This is a genomic window from Brenneria sp. hezel4-2-4, assembly GCF_013155275.1.
Classification (GTDB): Bacteria; Pseudomonadota; Gammaproteobacteria; order Enterobacterales; family Enterobacteriaceae; genus Brenneria.
Window position 1 is genome coordinate 129,651 of sequence record NZ_JABJXS010000006.1, and the last position, 18,729, is coordinate 148,379.

17 protein-coding genes are annotated in these 18,729 nt (G+C 54.4%); 4 read left to right on the forward strand and 13 right to left on the reverse strand.

What is annotated here, in order from left to right:
* Positions 1-7 precede the first annotated feature (7 nt).
* Together apaG and apaH are read left to right on the forward strand one after the other, a co-directional pair.
* A complete protein-coding gene (gene apaG / locus HOY33_RS13660) occupies positions 8-385 on the forward strand; it encodes a Co2+/Mg2+ efflux protein ApaG (RefSeq protein ID WP_172290770.1) in 378 nt (125 codons plus the stop codon).
* A 2-nt stretch (positions 386-387) separates the two neighbouring features.
* Positions 388-1,224, forward strand: a complete 837-nt coding sequence (apaH, locus tag HOY33_RS13665) for a bis(5'-nucleosyl)-tetraphosphatase (symmetrical) ApaH (protein ID WP_172290771.1) — start codon at positions 388-390, stop codon at positions 1,222-1,224.
* Between the two features lie 55 nt (positions 1,225-1,279).
* Here the strand turns inward: apaH and folA are convergent, their stop codons facing one another.
* The 3 genes from folA to HOY33_RS13680 all read right to left on the reverse strand — a co-directional run bounded on the left by folA (position 1,280) and on the right by HOY33_RS13680 (position 3,093).
* Positions 1,280-1,762: a type 3 dihydrofolate reductase gene (gene folA, locus HOY33_RS13670; protein WP_172290772.1), complete on the reverse strand. Its 483-nt coding sequence runs from the start codon at positions 1,760-1,762 to the stop codon at positions 1,280-1,282.
* A gap of 93 nt (positions 1,763-1,855) precedes the next feature.
* Entirely contained in the window at positions 1,856-2,326 is a 471-nt protein-coding gene (locus tag HOY33_RS13675; RefSeq protein WP_172290773.1) for a threonine/serine exporter, read from the reverse strand.
* A complete protein-coding gene (locus HOY33_RS13680) occupies positions 2,317-3,093 on the reverse strand; it encodes a threonine/serine exporter ThrE family protein (protein ID WP_172290774.1) in 777 nt (258 codons plus the stop codon). Before HOY33_RS13680 ends, HOY33_RS13675 begins: the two co-directional genes overlap by 10 nt.
* A gap of 160 nt (positions 3,094-3,253) precedes the next feature.
* On the opposite strand from HOY33_RS13680, the gene HOY33_RS13685 reads away from it, so the two are divergent.
* Positions 3,254-3,868: a LysE family transporter gene (locus tag HOY33_RS13685; RefSeq protein ID WP_172290775.1), complete on the forward strand. Its 615-nt coding sequence runs from the start codon at positions 3,254-3,256 to the stop codon at positions 3,866-3,868.
* A gap of 38 nt (positions 3,869-3,906) precedes the next feature.
* On the opposite strand, the gene HOY33_RS13690 is transcribed toward HOY33_RS13685, so the two are convergent.
* The 9 genes from HOY33_RS13690 to ribF all read right to left on the reverse strand — a co-directional run bounded on the left by HOY33_RS13690 (position 3,907) and on the right by ribF (position 16,712).
* Entirely contained in the window at positions 3,907-4,839 is a 933-nt protein-coding gene (locus HOY33_RS13690; RefSeq protein ID WP_172290776.1) for an SDR family oxidoreductase, read from the reverse strand.
* Positions 4,840-5,067: 228 nt separating this feature from the next.
* On the reverse strand, positions 5,068-8,292 hold the full coding sequence (gene carB, locus HOY33_RS13695; RefSeq protein WP_172290777.1) for a carbamoyl-phosphate synthase large subunit: 3,225 nt from the start codon (positions 8,290-8,292) through the stop codon (positions 5,068-5,070).
* A gap of 14 nt (positions 8,293-8,306) precedes the next feature.
* The gene (gene carA, locus HOY33_RS13700) at positions 8,307-9,455 is read right to left on the reverse strand and encodes a glutamine-hydrolyzing carbamoyl-phosphate synthase small subunit (protein ID WP_370541741.1); all 1,149 of its coding nucleotides are present in this window, start codon (positions 9,453-9,455) and stop codon (positions 8,307-8,309) included.
* A 444-nt stretch (positions 9,456-9,899) separates the two neighbouring features.
* Positions 9,900-10,721: a 4-hydroxy-tetrahydrodipicolinate reductase gene (gene dapB, locus HOY33_RS13705; RefSeq protein WP_172290779.1), complete on the reverse strand. Its 822-nt coding sequence runs from the start codon at positions 10,719-10,721 to the stop codon at positions 9,900-9,902.
* Between the two features lie 290 nt (positions 10,722-11,011).
* Positions 11,012-11,962 carry a 4-hydroxy-3-methylbut-2-enyl diphosphate reductase gene (gene ispH / locus HOY33_RS13710; protein WP_172290780.1) on the reverse strand — a complete coding sequence of 317 codons (951 nt, stop codon included), beginning with the start codon at positions 11,960-11,962 and terminating at the stop codon, positions 11,012-11,014.
* Positions 11,943-12,416: an FKBP-type peptidyl-prolyl cis-trans isomerase gene (fkpB, locus tag HOY33_RS13715; RefSeq protein ID WP_172290781.1), complete on the reverse strand. Its 474-nt coding sequence runs from the start codon at positions 12,414-12,416 to the stop codon at positions 11,943-11,945. The genes ispH and fkpB overlap by 20 nt, the downstream gene beginning before the upstream one ends.
* Complete coding sequence (lspA, locus tag HOY33_RS13720) at positions 12,416-12,925, reverse strand: signal peptidase II (protein WP_172290782.1); 510 nt, start codon at positions 12,923-12,925, stop codon at positions 12,416-12,418. The genes fkpB and lspA overlap by 1 nt, the downstream gene beginning before the upstream one ends.
* Positions 12,925-15,738, reverse strand: coding sequence for an isoleucine--tRNA ligase (gene ileS, locus HOY33_RS13725; protein ID WP_172290783.1), 2,814 nt, complete (start codon positions 15,736-15,738; stop codon positions 12,925-12,927). Before ileS ends, lspA begins: the two co-directional genes overlap by 1 nt.
* Before the next feature lie 32 nt (positions 15,739-15,770).
* Positions 15,771-16,712, reverse strand: coding sequence for a bifunctional riboflavin kinase/FAD synthetase (ribF, locus tag HOY33_RS13730; protein WP_172290784.1), 942 nt, complete (start codon positions 16,710-16,712; stop codon positions 15,771-15,773).
* A 417-nt stretch (positions 16,713-17,129) separates the two neighbouring features.
* On the opposite strand from ribF, the gene rpsT reads away from it, so the two are divergent.
* Complete coding sequence (gene rpsT / locus HOY33_RS13735) at positions 17,130-17,393, forward strand: 30S ribosomal protein S20 (RefSeq protein ID WP_009111382.1); 264 nt, start codon at positions 17,130-17,132, stop codon at positions 17,391-17,393.
* Between the two features lie 78 nt (positions 17,394-17,471).
* Here rpsT and nhaA read toward each other — a convergent pair whose 3' ends face one another.
* Positions 17,472-18,674, reverse strand: a complete 1,203-nt coding sequence (nhaA, locus tag HOY33_RS13740; protein ID WP_172290785.1) for a Na+/H+ antiporter NhaA — start codon at positions 18,672-18,674, stop codon at positions 17,472-17,474.
* Between the last annotated feature and the right edge of the window lie 55 nt (positions 18,675-18,729).

An 18,729-nucleotide genomic window follows, 5' to 3' on the forward strand; every position in this document is an offset into this window, starting at 1 on the left:
TGTCGTGATGATTAATGCGCCCCGTGTTTGTGTACAGGTTCAGAGTTTCTACGTCGAGTCTCAGTCACAGCCTGATGACGAGCGTTTCGTATTCGCTTATACGATCACTGTCCGCAACCTGGGGCGGCATGAAGTGCAACTCCTGGGGCGTTACTGGCTGATTACCAATGCTAACGGACGTCAGACGGAAGTGCAGGGAGAAGGCGTCGTCGGAGAACAGCCGCTGATCCAGCCCGGAAGTGAATTTCAGTACACCAGCGGCACCGTATTGGAAACCCCGTTAGGCACGATGGAAGGGCATTACCAGATGGTCGATCATCAGGGAAATGCTTTTCAGGTCAGTATTCCCGTATTCCGCCTGGCAATCCCCTCACTGATACATTAACTATGTCTACTTATTTAATTGGCGATGTTCACGGCTGTTTAGTTGAACTCAAGGCGCTATTGGCGCAGGTTTCCTTTAATCCCGAGCAAGACACCGTGTGGCTGACCGGCGATCTGGTGGCCCGCGGGCCGGATTCGCTTCAGGTGCTGCGTTTTGTCCGCTCTCTCGGCGCATCCGTGCGAATGGTGTTAGGTAATCACGATCTGCATTTGCTGGCGGTTTATGCCGGGATCGGCCGTAACAAGCCCAAAGATCGCCTTAATGACTTACTGAACGCCCCCGATGTGGATGATCTGATCAACTGGCTGCGCCGTCAGCCGCTTTTACAGGTTGATGACCATCTGAAGCTGGTGATGGCGCATGCCGGCATTACGCCGCAGTGGGATCTGGAAACGGCAAAAATGTGCGCCCGGGAGGTCGAATCCATTCTGGCCAGTGATAGCTATCCGCTGTTTCTCGATACGATGTACGGCGACATGCCGAATCACTGGAGCCCCGAACTCAGCGGACTTCCCCGTTTACGTTTCAGCACCAACGTCTTTACGCGTATGCGCTACTGCTTCTCCGGCGGCCAGTTGGATATGATCTGCAAGGAGCCGCCGACTCAGGCGCCGTCATTGCTGAAACCGTGGTTCGAATTACCGAGTCAGATCACCGACGAATACGCCATTGCCTTCGGACATTGGGCGTCGCTGGACGGACAAGGCACGCCGGAGAATATCTACGCATTGGATACCGGCTGCTGCTGGGGCGGGAAACTGACCATGCTGCGGTGGGACGACAAACGCTACTTCACGCAAAAATCCCTTTCGCGGGTTGATAAAGGTAAAACCGGGTAATCCATTTCAAGCATGGCAAGGCGCAGTATTTACACTGCGCCTTAGACCAAAGACGCTAATTTCTTTCCAGAATTTCAAAGCAATAGCTATGCGAGTTACGGTCATCCGCATCATGAAACTCGCTGAAAGTGGACGACCACTCATCAGGCTCATAATCCGGGAAATGCGTATCGCCTTCAACTTCCGCATCTATGTGGGTCAGATACAAACGGTCGGCCTTGGGCAACATCTGCTGGTAAATGCTCCCCCCGCCAATCACCATCACTTCTTCCACATCGCCGGCGGCGGCCAACGCATCCTCCAGTGAGGAAACCCAGGTAACGCGGTCATCATCACCGGGGTGACTGCTGACGACAATATTAAGCCTGCCCGGCAATGGCTGACCGATAGAGCGAAAAGTGTTACGCCCCATGACGATCGGTTTATTTAATGTATTTCGTTTAAACCACGCCAAATCCGCCGGTAAATGCCACGGCATGGCATTCTCCATGCCGATAACCCGATCCACAGCCAATGCGGCAATCAAACTAATAACCATGGTGAAACCCTGTAGGCCATAAAATTGCTGACACTATACGGAAAGGCCCTGCGTGCGTCGATATAGATACCTCTTATAGAAGAATATTTACCATCACACGCTGGGGCGCTTACGATACAGCCATAATCCCGGCAGCGACAGACCGATGGATAACGCCCCGACAATAAAGCTGGCCTTCAGGAAATTGGTCACCATGACGCTCATCAATTCTTCGCTATAGCCAAGATGAGAAATTTCCACCACGGAAATCATCGCCGTATAGGCCGAAATCCCCGGGAACATGGGAATAACCGCCGCAACGGTAAACACTTTGGGATGCGCCAATAGCCAGCGCGACCAGCGAATACCGAGGATCCCGATGGTGATCGCCGCCAGAAACGAAGCCCATTCGATATTCAAACCAAAATGCATCGTGATGAACCGCACGCCATGTCCCAGCGCCCCCAACGCGGCGCAATAGCGCAGCGCTCTGACCGGAACGTTGAATACCATTGCAAACCCTAACGCCGGCACGGCCGCCAATGCCATATCCTGTAACAGCGCCCACAGCAGATTCAAGCCCATCCGCGTAACCCCCACAGCGCCAGCGCCATCACGATGCCGATACAGGTCGCCAGCGTCAGCAGGCTGGCGACCGTCCAACGAGCCAGCCCGGTATTAACATGCCCTTTAAACATATCGGCCACCGCGTTAATCAGCGGAAAACCGGGAACCAGCAACAGCACACTGGCCGCCATCGCCACGGTTGAAGTCTGCTGAAAAACAGACAGCTTCATTAATATCCCCGAGGCCGACGTCGCCACGAATGCGGTAATACAAAAGTTAATCAAGGGATTAAGGTGGCGAGCGGTAAGCACCTGCCGGACATACATCGCCAGCCCACTGGCAAGCATCGTCACGATAAAGGCGTCCCACCCTCCCCCATTCAACCGGCTGAAGCAGCCGCAGGACAGCGCCACGATGGAAACCATCAGCCAGCGCGGATAGCGCAGCGGCTTGATGTGGGCAAAACGTTTTTTCACGCCGGCCACATCCAGCAGTTTATGTTCCGCCATAATCACCGCGTGCTGCACCTCGGTAACCACATGCATATTGATGCCGCGATCGACATTCTTACGCGTGGATGTCAGGCAATGTCCCTGCATGATCGTGGTCAGGACAATGGCATTCGCCGAGATTGAACTCTCAACGCTGTCAGCCCCCAATGCCACGCCAAGCCTGGAAGACAACTGTTCAACAACCATACTTTCCGCGCCATGCTGTAACAGCAAAAGCGCACACTGAATACACAGCCGGGTAATCTCCCTTTGCTGCGTTGTTTCACTGACCATGTTTTATCCCGACCCTGCCATGGAAAATAACAGTAAATAAAGCAAGGAGACTTGTTAACATATTGCAGGCCAATAGCCAATATAGGTGATGCGAATTAATGACTCTGGCGCTATTATTTTAGCGGTTTTGTATTTCTCTTTTCTCAACCTGGAACACATCATGTTCGAAACGTCGCTGTTTGTCGCCACCATTGCCACGCTGGGAATGCTTTCCCCCGGCCCTGATTTTTTTCTGGTCATCAAAAATGCAGCGCGCTACCCACGAGTCGCCGCGTTGATGACGGCATTGGGGGTGATTTGCGGCGTTGCTACTCATATGGCGTATTGTGTCGCCGGGCTGGCCGTGGTGATTACCACCACGCCGTGGTTGTTCAATTTGCTGAAATACGCCGGGGCCGCTTATCTGATATGGGTGGGGATCCAGGCGCTGCTGTCGCGCGGTGAAAGCAAAATGGATGTTGCTGATTTGGCTCCGCAAGGCGTCAGCCTGAAAAAAGCGTTTTTGCAAGGCTATTTATGCAATCTGCTTAACCCCAAAGCGACCTTGTTCTTCCTTGCCGTCTTCACTCAGGTGCTGAGTATCGACTCCGGCATCGGCGAGAAGTTGTGGTATGCGATGATTATCTGGGTGCTGTCTGTCATCTGGTGGCCGCTGCTGGTGGTGCTTTTCCAAAGCGGCCCGGTACGTCGTGGTCTGCAAAAAGCGCAAAAACGGGTGGATAAACTGCTGGGAACCGTTTTGATTGCGCTGGGCATCAAGGTGGCGCTGGGATAACCGGTTTCAGGGCCCGCCAGGCGGGCCTTGCGTTTTGGTTAAACCGTCCCGGTTCCGCCATCTGAACACCATACCTGTCCCGAGGTAAAGCTGCTCTCCGCCGATGCCAGCGTCACATACAAAGGCGCGATCTCCACCGGCTGGCCGGGGCGGCCCATCGGCGCATCCGCGGCAAACTCCATGACTTTATCCATCGGCTGCCCGCCGCTCGGCTGTAACGGCGTCCAATAAGGCCCCGGCGCCACCGCGTTAACCCGGATGCCTTTGCTCGCAACCTGCTGGGCGAGTGCTTTGGTAAAGGCAACATTACAGGCTTTGGTCTGGGCGTAATCCAGCAGGATCGCGCTGGGCTTGAATGCCTGTACCGATGAAGTATTAATAATCACCGAACCCGCCTTTAAATGGGCCATCGCCGCTTTCGAGATCCAAAATGGCGCATACACATTGGTTTTAAACGTCGCGTCAAAGGCTTCCGTCGAAAGATCGTCAATGGACTCAACATACCGCTGCCGACCCGCGTTGTTCACCAGAATATCCAGCCCACCCAGCTTTTCAGCCGCTTCCTTAACCAGATGCTTACAGAAATCCTCGGTGCGAATATCGCCCGGGATCGCCACCGCAATACGCCCTTCGGCACGGATCAGCGCAATGACTTCCTTTGCATCCGATTCCTCTTCCGGCAGATAATTAATCGCCACATCGGCCCCTTCTCTGGCATAAGCGATGGCAACAGCGCGCCCGATCCCCGAATCGCCCCCGGTGATCAGCGCTTTACGACCATTTAACCGCCCGCTGCCCCGATAACTTTTTTCGCCATGATCGGGAATGGGTTTCATTTTGCTGGCAAGTCCCGGCGGGTTCTGCGGCTGGCTTTCAAAAGGGGGGCGCGGATAGGCCTGCGCCGGGTTTTTTCCCGTCAGTGATGATAATGCGTCGTTGGTTAAGTTCGGATCCTGCTGGTTAGCACTCATACTCACCTCTTATATTGCTAAAAATATTGTTTACGGCATAAAACTTCAAACAATATCCATAAGGATAGACGATTATCCGGGGTTGTTTATAAAGGCCGATGAATCCGAGCCTAAAGGAACGGGAAGTGGAGGATTTCAGGGGAAAATATTATTTGAGGCGGAGCTTTCGCTAAAGAAAAGTAAAGCCAGCGTTCATCACGAACGCTGGCACGCTGTGTTGTGGCCGGACTAGCCTTTAATCAAGGCGTGCATTTCCTGCACCGAAATGACTTTCTCGGTCGGATCCGCGTTTAACGCCATCGCCGTAGCAAACCCGCCGTTCATGGTCGTATCGTAATGCACCTTGTATTGCAGCGCACTGCGGCGAATCAGCTTGGAATCCTCAATAGCCTGACGTCCCGCCGTGGTATTGACAATATAGGTGTATTCACCGTTTTTGATACGATCCTGAATGTGCGGACGGCCTTCATGCACCTTGTTCACCAGACGAGGGTTAATTCCCGCTTCGCCCAGTTCGATGGCGGTGCCGTGCGTCGCATCCAGCTCAAAGCCGTGTTTCAGCAGCTTGGCCGCCAGATCCACCACCCGGGCCTTATCGCCTTCGCGAACCGACAACAGCGCACGGCCGGATTTCTTCATCGGCGAACTACTCCCCAGCATGGCTTTGGCGAAGGCTTCCGCGAATGTCCGGCCCACGCCCATCACCTCGCCGGTGGAACGCATTTCCGGCCCCAGAATCGGGTCGACGCCGGGGAACTTGTTAAACGGCAACACCACTTCCTTCACCGAGTAATAAGGCGGAATGACTTCTTGCGTCACGCCTTGCTGAGCCAGCGTCTGACCGGCCATCACCCGGGCGGCCACTTTCGCCAGCGGCACGCCGGTCGCTTTGGAAACAAACGGCACGGTACGCGCCGCGCGCGGGTTAACTTCGATCAGATAGACTTCGTTGTTCTTGACGGCGAACTGCACGTTCATCAGGCCGCGAACGCCAAGCTCGAACGCCAGTTTCTCTACCTGCTGGCGCATCACGTTCTGAATCTCTTTGCTCAGCGTATAAGCCGGCAGCGAACAGGCCGAATCGCCGGAGTGAACGCCCGCCTGCTCGATATGCTCCATGATGCCGCCAATCAGCACACGCTCGCCATCACAGATGGCATCCACGTCGACTTCAATGGCGTCATCCAGAAAACGGTCCAGCAGCACCGGCGCATCGTTGGACACCACCACCGCGTTCTGGAAGTACCGGCGCAGGTCAATTTCGTCATACACGATTTCCATCGCCCGTCCGCCAAGCACATAAGAAGGACGAACCACCAGCGGATAGCCGATATCACGAGCCTTTTCCACCGCCTGCTCAATCGCCACCACGGTGGCGTTCGCCGGTTGTTTCAGGCCGAGGCGGTCGACCGCCTGCTGGAAACGCTCGCGGTCTTCCGCGCGGTCGATGGCATCCGGGCTGGTGCCGATCACCGGCACGCCCGCGGCTTCCAGCGCCCGCGCCAGCTTCAGCGGGGTCTGGCCGCCGTACTGGACGATAACGCCTTTCGGTTTTTCAATACGTACGATTTCCAGTACGTCTTCCAGCGTCACCGGTTCGAAGTACAGGCGATCGGAGGTATCGTAGTCGGTCGAAACCGTTTCAGGGTTACAGTTCACCATGATGGTTTCATAACCGTCTTCACGCAGCGCCAGCGATGCGTGGACGCAGCAATAGTCAAACTCGATGCCCTGACCGATACGGTTCGGCCCGCCGCCCAGCACGATGATCTTCTCACGATCCTGACTCGGGTTAGCTTCGCACTCATCCTCGTAGGTGGAGTACATATAAGCCGTATCGGTTGCAAATTCCGCCGCACAGGTGTCCACGCGCTTATACACCGGGTGTAGGTCAAACTTATCGCGCAATTTGCGGATTTCACTTTCAGCCACGCCGGCCAGCGTCGCCAGACGCGCATCGGCGAAGCCTTTACGTTTCAATTGACGCAGGAAGTCGGCATCCAGCGCGGTAACGCCTTTTTCCGCCACCTGTTCTTCCAGACGAACCAGCTCTTCAATCTGCATCAGGAACCAGCGGTCAATATTCGTGAGGTTAAACACGCCGTCGACGGACATGCCCGCCCGGAACGCATCGGCGATGTACCAGATACGATCGGCGCCGGCGTCTTTCAGCTCACGACGGATTTTGGTCAACGCTTCAGGATCATCCAGATCCACTTGCGGATCGAATCCCGTCGCTCCCACTTCCAGACCGCGCAACGCTTTCTGTAATGACTCCTGCTGAGTCCGGCCGATCGCCATCACCTCGCCCACCGATTTCATCTGCGTGGTCAGACGGTCATTGGCGCCGGCGAATTTTTCGAAGTTAAAGCGTGGAATTTTCGTCACCACATAATCGATGGACGGCTCAAACGACGCCGGCGTGCGGCCGCCGGTAATATCGTTCATCAGTTCATCGAGCGTGTAGCCCACCGCCAGCTTGGCGGCGATTTTGGCGATCGGGAACCCGGTCGCTTTCGATGCCAGCGCGGAAGAGCGGGAAACGCGCGGGTTCATTTCAATCACGATCAGACGGCCGTTTTTCGGGTTCACCGAGAACTGCACGTTCGACCCGCCGGTTTCCACACCGATTTCACGCAGTACCGCCATCGAGGCGTTACGCATGATTTGGTATTCTTTATCGGTCAGCGTTTGCGCGGGCGCAACGGTAATGGAGTCGCCGGTATGAATGCCCATGGCGTCGAAGTTTTCGATGGAGCAGACGATGATGCAGTTGTCGTTTTTGTCGCGCACCACTTCCATTTCATACTCTTTCCAGCCAATCAGCGATTCGTCGATCAACAATTCTTTGGTTGGGGAAAGATCCAGGCCGCGCTCGCAGATTTCTTCAAACTCTTCACGATTATAGGCGATGCCGCCGCCGGTGCCGCCCATGGTAAAGGAAGGACGAATAATACAGGGAAAACCGACATCGGCGGCGACGGCCAGCGCCTCTTCCATCGTATGCGCGATACCGGAACGGGCGGTATCCAAGCCGATTTTCTTCATTGCCTTATCGAAACGCTGGCGATCTTCGGCTTTATCAATCGCATCGGCGGTGGCGCCGATCATCGTCACGCCGAACTCGGCCAACACGCCCTGACGTTCCAGCTCCAGCGCGCAGTTCAGCGCCGTCTGACCGCCCATTGTCGGCAGCACCGCGTCCGGACGCTCTTTCTCGATAATTTTGCGCACCACTTCCCAGTGAATCGGCTCGATATAGGTGGCGTCGGCCATTTCCGGGTCGGTCATGATGGTGGCCGGGTTCGAGTTCACCAGGATGACGCGGTATCCCTCTTCACGCAGCGCTTTACACGCCTGAGCGCCGGAGTAGTCAAATTCACAAGCCTGGCCGATAACAATCGGGCCGGCGCCCAGAATCAGGATGCTTTTAATATCTGTACGTTTTGGCATTTTCTCGCTCCTGATTATTTGGCTGAAGAACGGTAAGTCTTAATCAATTCAATAAAGTGGTCGAAAAACGGGGCCGCATCGTGCGGGCCGGGACTGGCTTCCGGGTGCCCCTGAAAACTGAACGCCGGTTTATCGGTGCGATGAATCCCCTGAACCGTATGATCGAACAGCGAGATATGCGTCACGCGCAGCGTGTCGGGCAGATTATGTTCATCAACCGCAAAGCCGTGGTTCTGTGCGGTGATCATCACGCGGTTGTTATCCAGATCTTTTACCGGATGGTTGCCGCCGTGGTGACCAAGCTTCATTTTGACGGTCTGCGCGCCGCTGGCCAGCGCCAGCAGTTGGTGACCGAGGCAGATGCCGAATACCGGGATATCCGTTTCCAGGAACGTTTTGATCGCCCGGATTGCGTAGTCGCACGGTTCCGGATCGCCGGGGCCGTTGGAGAGGAAAATACCGTCCGGATTGAGTTTCAGGACGTCCTCGGCGGAGGTTTGCGCCGGCACCACCGTCAGGCGGCAGCCGCGGTCTACCAGCATACGCAGAATATTGCGTTTCACGCCGTAGTCATAAGCCACCACATGGTAAGGCAGCGCGCTTTCCTGTTTAGCGACGGGCAAGTCGCCTTCCAGCGTCCAACTGCCTTGCAGCCAGCTATAGCTTTCAGCCGTGGTGACCTCTTTTGCCAAATCCATCCCTTTCAGCCCCGGGAAAGCCTTGGCTTTTTCCAGCGCCAGCGCCGCATCCGGCGCGTCGCCCGCGATAATGCAGCCGTTCTGGGCGCCTTTTTCACGCAGTAAGCGGGTCAACTTACGGGTATCGATATCGGCAATGCCGACGATGTTGTTGCGTTTGAGGTATTCAGACAGGCTTTCTTCACTGCGATAGTTGCTGGCAATCAGCGGCAGGTCGCGAATTACCAGCCCCTGGGCTTGTATCGCGGGCGATTCTTCGTCTGCTTGGTTGGTGCCGACATTACCAATATGGGGATAAGTGAGAGTGACGATCTGGCGGGAATAGGATGGATCAGTAAGGATTTCTTGATATCCGGTCATCGACGTATTGAAGACCACTTCCCCCACAGCCGACCCTTCCGCCCCGATGGCCCGACCGTGGAATTGGGTTCCGTCTTCCAGAACCAATAGCGCTGACTTAATCAAAACACCCTCCAAGGAATAAAAAATCATGTTATTTGCATATTAATTCAGATTAATCGATCTAAATCAACGCAAAAACCACCTTCAAGGTAAATTTTTGGCAAATTGGGCGCATTTTAATGATGGTCGGCTAAATTGTCCACTTCAACCGCACTTTTTCCCTTCTTTCTATGCTTTATGGCATAAATATCTACTCACCATGCTAAAAAAGCATGTTAACTCGGCAAAGTAAACGGTTGCTAACCTACATGGTTAGAATAAGCCTAATAATCGACCAATAGAAGCTGCTTTACCGTTTTAGCGTAAAAAAACCGCCTCAAAAAGCATGAAAACAGAGAATATAAAGAGTTTCTGATAAAAAATATAACAAGAACGGTAAAATAAAAGCAACGATAAAAAATCGTCACTTTTATCATAATATTATATTTATAAAACTCAGATTAATTTTTATAAATCATCCAATCCAAGCACATCTTTCATATCGAAAAGTCCACATTTTCTGGCTTTTACCCAAATTGCAGCCCTGACGGCGCCATTAGCAAAGGTCATACGGCTGGAGGCCTTGTGGCTAATCTCAACGCGCTCGCCGATATCCGCAAACATCGCCGTGTGCTCGCCGACGATATCGCCCGCGCGCACCGTCGCAAAACCAATACTTTTCGGATCGCGCTCGCCGGTATACCCTTCCCGTGCATAGACGGCGCACGTTTTCAGATCGCGTCCCAGCGCGTCGGCGATGGTTTCGCCCATCGCCAGCGCCGTTCCCGAAGGCGCATCCACTTTATGCCGGTGATGAGCCTCGATAATTTCGATATCGGTATAATCCCCCATCACTTTGGCGGCTTTTTCCAGCAGCTTAAGCATCACATTGACGCCAACGCTGAAATTAGCGGCGAAAACAATGCCGATCTCCTGCGCCGCGTCGCGGATAGCCGCTTTTCCCTGCTCATCAAACCCGGTAGTGCCGATAATCATCGCCTTTTGGTGCTGACGACAAAAAGCCAGATGAGCCAGCGTGCCTTCAGGGCGGGTAAAATCGATTAAAATATCAAAATCATCACGGATGGCGTCCAGACTATCGCTCACCGCCACGCCGGACTTCCCCAGCCCGGCCAGTTCACCGGCATCGGCCCCCACCAGAGACGAGCCTTGACGCTCCAGCGCGGCGCCCAGCACCGCGCCTTCAGTCTGCTCAACCGCCGCAATCAGTTGGCGCCCCATGCGGCCGCCCGCACCGGCAACCGCAATACGGATTGATGAATCCTGCATAATGTCTCTCTCTTTGCTACTTCCGCTATGAAATAACGGTAGGTTAACGGGCGTGACGCACTATCGCCAGCGGATTTATGATCAGATTAGAAAATTATGTCAGAAGAAAAATAACATCAGTAAAAGTTGCCTGAGCGCGCCGCCTGCGTCGAGAGATCAATCGCGATAACGCATAAACATGCATTTTTATCAGATTTTTATTAGCGGGTAATCAGGCTGGCACGGACGGGAGATATGATTGGGATAAGACGGTGGGGAACAGGTTCTGCTCCCCACCGGCAATACATCACTTAGTCAATTTGTTTCACTTCGACACGCAGCTCTTTCGGCACTTCAAAAACGATATTTTCTTCGCGCCCCTGCAACTCAAGAGCGACCTCGCCGCCCAGCGCCTTTAAACGCTGAATCACCTGCTGCACCAGAATATCCGGCGCGGACGCCCCGGCCGTCACCCCAACGTGGGTAACGCCGGCCAGCCAGCTCTCCTGAATGTCTTCCGCCGAGTCAATCAGGTAGGCTGCCTTACCCGCCCGCTGGGCCAGTTCGGCCAGGCGATTGGAGTTGGAAGAATTTCTGGAACCGACCACCAGCACCACATCCGCCTCGGCGGCCAGATAACGCACCGCCTCCTGACGATTGGTGGTGGCGTAGCAAATATCGTCTTTACGCGGGCCGATAATCTGCGGAAAACGTTCGCGCAACGCATCGATCACCGCGGACGTATCATCCACCGACAGCGTAGTTTGCGTCATAAAGCACAGGTTGGTTTCGTCCTTCACCTGCAATTGCCAGACATCTTCAGGCGACTCCACCAGATACATCCCGCCGTCCGCATTGCTGTATTGCCCCATCGTGCCTTCCACTTCCGGATGACCGGCGTGGCCGATCAGGATAGCTTCTACACCTTTCCGGCTGGCCCTCGCCACTTCCATATGCACTTTGGTCACCAGCGGACAGGTGGCGTCAAACACCGTTAAATCACGATTTCTGGCCTCAAGACGAACGGCCTGCGAAACGCCATGGGCTGAGAAAATCAGAATCGAGCCGTCCGGCACTTCTTCGATCTGCTCAATAAATATCGCGCCGCGCTCACGGAGTCCATTGACCACATAACGGTTATGAACCACCTCGTGACGAACGTAGATCGGTGTGCCATATATCTCCAATGCCCGCTCAACAATGCTGATGGCGCGATCGACTCCGGCACAAAAACCACGTGGGTTAGCCAGCAATATCTGCATGCTGCGCCTCCTGTTGAGAGGGATCGATTTCCAACACTTCCAGATCGAACGTAATAGACCGGCCTGCCAGCGGATGGTTGAAATCCACCGTGACGGACTCTTGCGCAACCTCACGAATAATCCCCGGCATATCATGACCGCCAACGCCGCTGAACAACATGATGGTGCCCACATCCGGCACGCCGGTCTGCGCAAAGTCACGGCGCAGGAAAAACTGGATCAGATCCGGGTTTGCCTGGCCGAAAGCCGATTCCGGCGGCAGCGTAAACCGACGTTTGTCGCCGCGTTTCAAACCCAGCAGATGCTGTTCCAGCGCATCGGACAGGCTGCCATCGCCAAGACGGAACAGCGCGGGTTTACCGCTTTCACGGGTGGACTCCGCCGCTGAACCGTCCTCCAGTGTCAGGATAAAGTGCACCAGCACCGCGCTGTTGCTCTGTACAGTTTCGGACATCAATGACCCTTTTGCTTAACGGCGCCGTCGTGGGGAGTGAAAAAGCCTTCCAGTACGATCAGGGCGGCACCAATACAGATAGCGCTATCGGCCAAATTGAAGGTAGCGAAATGCCAGCTACCGACGTAAAAGTCGATAAAATCCACTACAAAACCATGCCACATCCGGTCAAACAGGTTGCCTAACGCGCCGCCGATAATCAGCGCATAAGCGATGTTATTCAGCTTCTGGCGCGCGCTGCCGCGATACATCATCACCAGCAGGGCGATAACAATGGCGATGGCGATGCCGGCAAAGAACCAACGTTGCCAGCCGCCCTTATCCGCCAGAAAACTGAACGCGGCGCCGTAATTGCGCGCATAGTGCAAATTCAGATAAGGGATCAGGGGCTGCGTATCCCCCAGCGCAAAGTGGGTTAAAATCCACTGTTTGCTGCCGAGGTCAACGACTAACACGACCAGCGCCAGCCAAAGCCAGCGCAATCCGCTCGAACAGATCGATTTATTCATCAGACAAATTTACGCTCTTCGCCTTTGCCGCCGACGTTGGTCGCACAGCGGCCACAAATGTCGGGATAATCGGTATCAGTACCGATATCTGACTCATAATGCCAGCAACGCGGACACTTGTGCCCTTCCGCTTTGCTTAAGGCAATTTTCAATCCGGGTAGTTCAGTGCCCTGCGCATCGGCGGGCGCATTTTCATAACGCTCGACCCGCGCTTTCGAGGTCAACAGGGCGAAATGCAGTTCCTGACGCAACTGATTAAGCTTATCGGCCAGAGCGGCGTCGGCGTACAGCGTGACGGCGGCTTCCAGCGATCCGCCGATGCGCTTGTCGTTACGCGCCTGCTCGATCGTCTTATTCACTTCGCTGCGCACTTTCAGGATATCCGTCCAGAATTCGTCATTCATGGTTTCTGCGCTATCCAGACCGAACAAACCGTCATACCACTCTTCAGTGAACACATACTGCGCGCGTTCGCCCGGCAGGTATGCCCAAACCTCGTCGGCAGTGAATGACAGGATCGGAGCCATCCAGCGCACCAGAGCTTCAGAAATATGATACAGCGCCGTCTGGCAACTGCGGCGGGCGATGCTGTCGCCTTTCGCGGTGTACTGACGATCCTTGATGATATCCAGATAGAACGAACCCATCTCGATAGAGCAGAACTGCATCAGACGCTGTACCACGCGGTGGAAATCATAGCTGTCATAGGCTTCGACGATCTCTTCCTGCGCCGCTTGCGCACAGCCGACCGCCCAGCGATCCAGCACCACCATCTCTTCCGGTTTTACCATGTGCTTCTGCGGATCGAACCCGTTCAGGTTGGCCAGCAAAAAACGCGCGGTGTTGCGGATACGGCGATAGGCATCCGCCGAACGTTTCAGGATCTCATCGGACACCGCGATTTCGCCGGAGTAGTCCGTCGAGCCAATCCACAAACGCAGAATATCGCCGCCCAGTTTGTTCATCACATCCTGCGGGCTGATGGTATTACCGATAGACTTGGACATCTTGCGACCCTGACCATCCACGGTGAAGCCGTGAGTCAGCACCTGACGGTAAGGGGCCTTGCCTTTGATGGCGGTCGAAATCATCAGCGATGACATGAACCAGCCGCGATGCTGGTCAGAACCTTCCAGATACATATCCGCCGAATGGCCGCCGAATTCAGGGCGCACATCGACCACGGAAGCATGCGTTGACCCTGAGTCAAACCAGACATCCAGCGTATCGGGAACCTTAACGTAATGCTCGGCATCGGCGCCCAGCACCTCTTTCGGATCGAGATCCCACCATGCCTGAATGCCATCCTGCTCAACGCGTTTGGCGACCGCTTCAATCAGTTCGCCGGTGCGGGGATGCAACGCTTCCGTCTCTTTATGCACGAAAAGCGACATCGGTACGCCCCAGGTGCGCTGACGGGAAATACACCAGTCAGGGCGGTTGGCCACCATCGCTTCGATACGCGCCTGACCCCAGTCGGGGATCCATTGCACGCCTTTAATTTCAGCCAGCGACTGCTTGCGCAGCCCTTTCTGATCCATGCTGATAAACCACTGCGGCGTCGCACGGAAAATGATCGGCGTTTTATGACGCCAGCAGCACGGATAGCTGTGCAGCAGTTTTTCCATATGCAGCAGTGCGCCGCTCGCGCGCAGGATCTCGACGACGGTGTCATTGGCCTTAAAGACAAACTTGCCGTCCAGCTCCGGGTAAGTCCCGGTCAGATAGCAGCCGTTCGGCCCCACCGGATTAGCCACTTCCAGCCCATACTTCTGACCAATGACATAGTCATCCGGGCCATGCCCCGGCGCGGTATGCACCGCGCCGGTACCCGCGTCCAGCGTCACATGGTCGCCCAGAATAGCCGGGACATCAAAGCCCATGAACGGATGCTGGAAGCGCAGCAGTTCGAGATCGCGGCCGCTGCATTCACCCAGCACGATCCAATGACTGACGCCGATGCGCTTCATCACGCTTTCAACCAGATCGGCAGCCAGGATTAACGCCCGGCCTTCAACCTGCACCAGTTGATAAGTGAATTCAGGGTTGAGCGAGATCGCGCGGTTAGCGGGCAGCGTCCACGGGGTGGTGGTCCAGATAACCAGCGAAAGCGGGCCTTCAACCTGACCTACGCCGAATTTCGCGCTCACCGCCGCCGCATCGACGGCGTTAAACGCCACATCGATGGAAGGAGAGGTTTTGTCGTAGTATTCCACTTCGGCTTCCGCCAAAGCGGAACCGCAGTCGGCGCACCAGTGAACCGGCTTGGCCCCCTTATGCAGATGGCCGTTTTCGATAATTTTGCCCAGCGCGCGAATAATGTTGGCTTCAGTCGAGAAGTCCATCGTCAGATACGGATGATCCCAGTCCCCCAACACCCCGAGACGGATAAAGTCCTTCTTCTGACCGGCGACCTGTTCGGCGGCATATTTACGGCATGCCGCACGGAACTCCGCGGCACTGACCTTCTCACCCGGCTTGCCGATCAGCTGTTCGACTTTCAGCTCGATCGGCAGACCATGACAGTCCCAGCCCGGGATATACGGCGAGTCATAGCCAGACAGCGTTTTAGACTTAACGATAATGTCTTTAAGAATTTTATTAACGGAGTGACCAATATGAATGCTGCCATTCGCATACGGAGGTCCATCGTGCAGAATGAAGGTTTTTTTACCTTTTTTAGCATTGCGAATAATCCCGTACAGATCCTGTTCATACCAACGTTTCAGCATGTCAGGTTCACGCTTGGCCAAATCGCCACGCATCGGGAACCCTGTTTCCGGCAAGTTCAGGGTAGTCTTATAGTCACTCATTAGATTCTCGATTTCGTTTTCGGCTAGAAAAATTAAACCGGTGTCTTTAACCCAAAAAATTTCCGGGCCGTCACCACATCATCGGCGATTTGCTGTTTTAACGCCTCAAGCGAAGCAAAACGCTGTTCATTACGTATCTTTTTGCGCAGTACCACTTCGATATGACGACCATACAAATTCATCGTCGTATCCAGTAAGTGCACCTCAAGCTGCTGGCGCTTGTCTCCGGTTATCGTCGGGCGCGTGCCAATATTGGCGACGCCCGGCAACGGTTCATCCCCCAGGCCGTTAACGCTGACGGCATAAACCCCGCTGACCGGCGATACCTGACGCTTTAGCGGCAGATTCGCGGTGGGAAACCCTATCGTTCGTCCCAGAGCATTACCATGAACCACTCGCCCGGAAATACTGTAGGGGTGCCCCAACAGGCTTTCCGCCAGCGCCAGATCGTCGCGGTAGAGCGCTTCACGTACGGCCGTACTGCTTACGCGTTTGCCGTCGTCACAGAATGAAGCCGTGCTGATAACGTCAAAACCCGCATCGCGCCCCGCTTGCTGTAATAACAGGAAATCGCCCTGGCGGCCAGCCCCGAAACGGAAGTCATCCCCCACCACCAAAAACCTGACGCCCAGTTTTTCCACCAGCAGCGTCGAAACAAAAGTTTGCGCATGGTTGGCGGCGAAGCGTGCGTCAAATTTAACGCACAGCAGATAATCCACGCCGGCCTTTTTCAGATAATTCACTTTATCGCGCAGGCGAGTCAACCGCGCCGGCGCTTTTTCAACAGAAAACAGCTCCAGCGGCTGCGGTTCAAAAATCATCACCATTACAGGAAGCCCGCGGGAACGACCTTCCTGCTTCAGTCGCTCAAGCAGCATCTGGTGTCCGCGGTGCACGCCGTCAAAATTACCAATAGTGAGCACACAGCCATAATGGTGTGCCCGAAGATTGTGTATACCGCGAATTAGCTGCATGGCTGGCTCAGAACAAATGGGTTAAAATTATGGAAATCGGCGGATTATACCTTGTACAGCGAGTAAGGTTAACCCGCGATTCGCGCCTTTTGCCGTCCGCATTCTGAATACCGGCGGTATTTTTGTTGTTTTGGGACGAATCATCGGCAACGTCCCGGGGCAAAGCGCGGTATACTAACCGGGTTTTAGCGGCGATTAATTGTTTTATCGATGATTAATGCGACAGAGTAAATTTATAAACGCGAAAAGCTGTATTCCACCGCGTGAAGCTGTTAAAATCCTGCGCCATCACAACGTAACAAGCGTCGACGTACAAACGGCGCTTATTTGCACAAATCCATTGACAAACGAAGGCTAAAAGGGCATATTCCTCGGCCTTTGAATTGTCCTCGATAGAATATATTTGGGAGTTGGACCTTGGCTAATATCAAATCAGCTAAGAAACGCGCCGTACAATCTGAGAAGCGCCGCAAGCATAACGCAAGCCGTCGCTCCATGATGCGTACTTTCATTAAGAAAGTATACGCGGCGATCGCTACTGGCGATAAAGAAGCGGCACAGAATGCGTTTAATGATATGCAACCGATCGTGGATCGTCAGGCAAGCAAAGGCCTGATCCACAAAAACAAAGCTGCACGTCATAAATCCAATCTGGTTGCGCGCATCAACGCCATGCAATAATCGCGTTTTCGCGTATTGTTGTTGAAAAAACCGGCTCAGGCCGGTTTTTTTGCGCTTATCGTTCGGTTAATCCCGCGGTTATTGCCGCAGCGTGGAAACCGACACGGCATCACGCGGCGCGGGTAAAACTACGCGCAACACCACATAGCCGGCGATTGCCGCCAGTCCGGACGCCAGCAAAATCCCCAGTTTGGCGTAGGTAATAAATTCAGCATCGCTGTTGGTAAACGCCAGCAACGTAATAAAGATCGACATGGTGAAGCCAATACCGCACGGCACGGAAACCGCCATAATCTGACCGAAACTGACGCCAGCCGGTAATTTGGCGTACCCCATTCTGATAACCAGCCAACTGCACAGCGTGATCCCCAGCGGCTTACCAATCAGCAAACCCGCCGCAATGCCGAAAATCAGCGGCGAAAAAAGTTTATCCGCTTCAACGCCCTGTAACACAATGCCCGCATTGGCGAAAGCAAACAGCGGAATAATCAGGAAAGAGACCCAAACATGCAGCCCATGCTCCAGCGTTGTCGCGGGGGAAGCGCGTCCATCCGTCGTACGCAGCGGAATAAAGAACCCCACAATCACCCCTGCCAGCGTGGCATGTACGCCGCATTTAAGGATACACACCCAAAGCACCATCCCCACCAGCAAATACGCCGAGGTTTTGGCGACATGCTGACGGTTCATATAAGCCAGCGCCGCAATGCATAGCAACGCCCCCAATAGCGCGGGCCAGAATATCTGCTGGGTATAAAACAACGCGATGATCAGGATGGCGCCCAGATCATCAATAATAGCCAACGCCAGTAAAAAAACCTTTAATCCCGGCGGGACGCGTTTACCCAGCAAAATCAGCACGCCGATCGCGAAGGCAATATCCGTCGCCGTGGGGATCGCCCAGCCGTGGCGAGTCACCTCATCGCCGGCATTGAACAGCAGGAAGATCAACGCTGGAAATACCATTCCGCCGATGGCGGCCACCAGCGGCAGCATCGCCTGACGCCGGCTTGCCAGCGCGCCGATCGCCAGTTCACGCTTGACCTCAAGCCCGATCATCAGAAAGAAAATCGCCATCAGACCGTCATTGATCCACAGCAACAGATTTTTATTAAGTTCCAGCGCCCCAAAGCGGATTTCCACCGGCATCATCAAAAACTGATGATAACCTTCCGAACTAAAAGGCATGTTGGCTAATATCATCGCCAACAATGTGGCGCCGATCAGCATCAGTCCGGCGGCGGCATCCAGGCCGACGAAACGGCGAAGCAGGTTTATCATGTCACTGACTCTCTATTACCGGAATAATTTTTATACGTTGCGCAGCAACGCCGCT

Coding starts and splice junctions, on each gene's coding strand:
- apaG (WP_172290770.1), top strand. CDS start 8: ATGATTAATGCGCCCCGTGTTTGTGTACAGGTTCAGAGTTTCTACGTC.
- apaH (WP_172290771.1), top strand. CDS start 388: ATGTCTACTTATTTAATTGGCGATGTTCACGGCTGTTTAGTTGAACTC.
- folA (WP_172290772.1), bottom strand. CDS start 1,762: ATGGTTATTAGTTTGATTGCCGCATTGGCTGTGGATCGGGTTATCGGC.
- HOY33_RS13675 (WP_172290773.1), bottom strand. CDS start 2,326: ATGGGCTTGAATCTGCTGTGGGCGCTGTTACAGGATATGGCATTGGCG.
- HOY33_RS13680 (WP_172290774.1), bottom strand. CDS start 3,093: ATGGTCAGTGAAACAACGCAGCAAAGGGAGATTACCCGGCTGTGTATT.
- HOY33_RS13685 (WP_172290775.1), top strand. CDS start 3,254: ATGTTCGAAACGTCGCTGTTTGTCGCCACCATTGCCACGCTGGGAATG.
- HOY33_RS13690 (WP_172290776.1), bottom strand. CDS start 4,839: ATGAGTGCTAACCAGCAGGATCCGAACTTAACCAACGACGCATTATCA.
- carB (WP_172290777.1), bottom strand. CDS start 8,292: ATGCCAAAACGTACAGATATTAAAAGCATCCTGATTCTGGGCGCCGGC.
- dapB (WP_172290779.1), bottom strand. CDS start 10,721: ATGCAGGATTCATCAATCCGTATTGCGGTTGCCGGTGCGGGCGGCCGC.
- ispH (WP_172290780.1), bottom strand. CDS start 11,962: ATGCAGATATTGCTGGCTAACCCACGTGGTTTTTGTGCCGGAGTCGAT.
- fkpB (WP_172290781.1), bottom strand. CDS start 12,416: ATGTCCGAAACTGTACAGAGCAACAGCGCGGTGCTGGTGCACTTTATC.
- lspA (WP_172290782.1), bottom strand. CDS start 12,925: ATGAATAAATCGATCTGTTCGAGCGGATTGCGCTGGCTTTGGCTGGCG.
- ileS (WP_172290783.1), bottom strand. CDS start 15,738: ATGAGTGACTATAAGACTACCCTGAACTTGCCGGAAACAGGGTTCCCG.
- ribF (WP_172290784.1), bottom strand. CDS start 16,712: ATGCAGCTAATTCGCGGTATACACAATCTTCGGGCACACCATTATGGC.
- nhaA (WP_172290785.1), bottom strand. CDS start 18,674: ATGATAAACCTGCTTCGCCGTTTCGTCGGCCTGGATGCCGCCGCCGGA.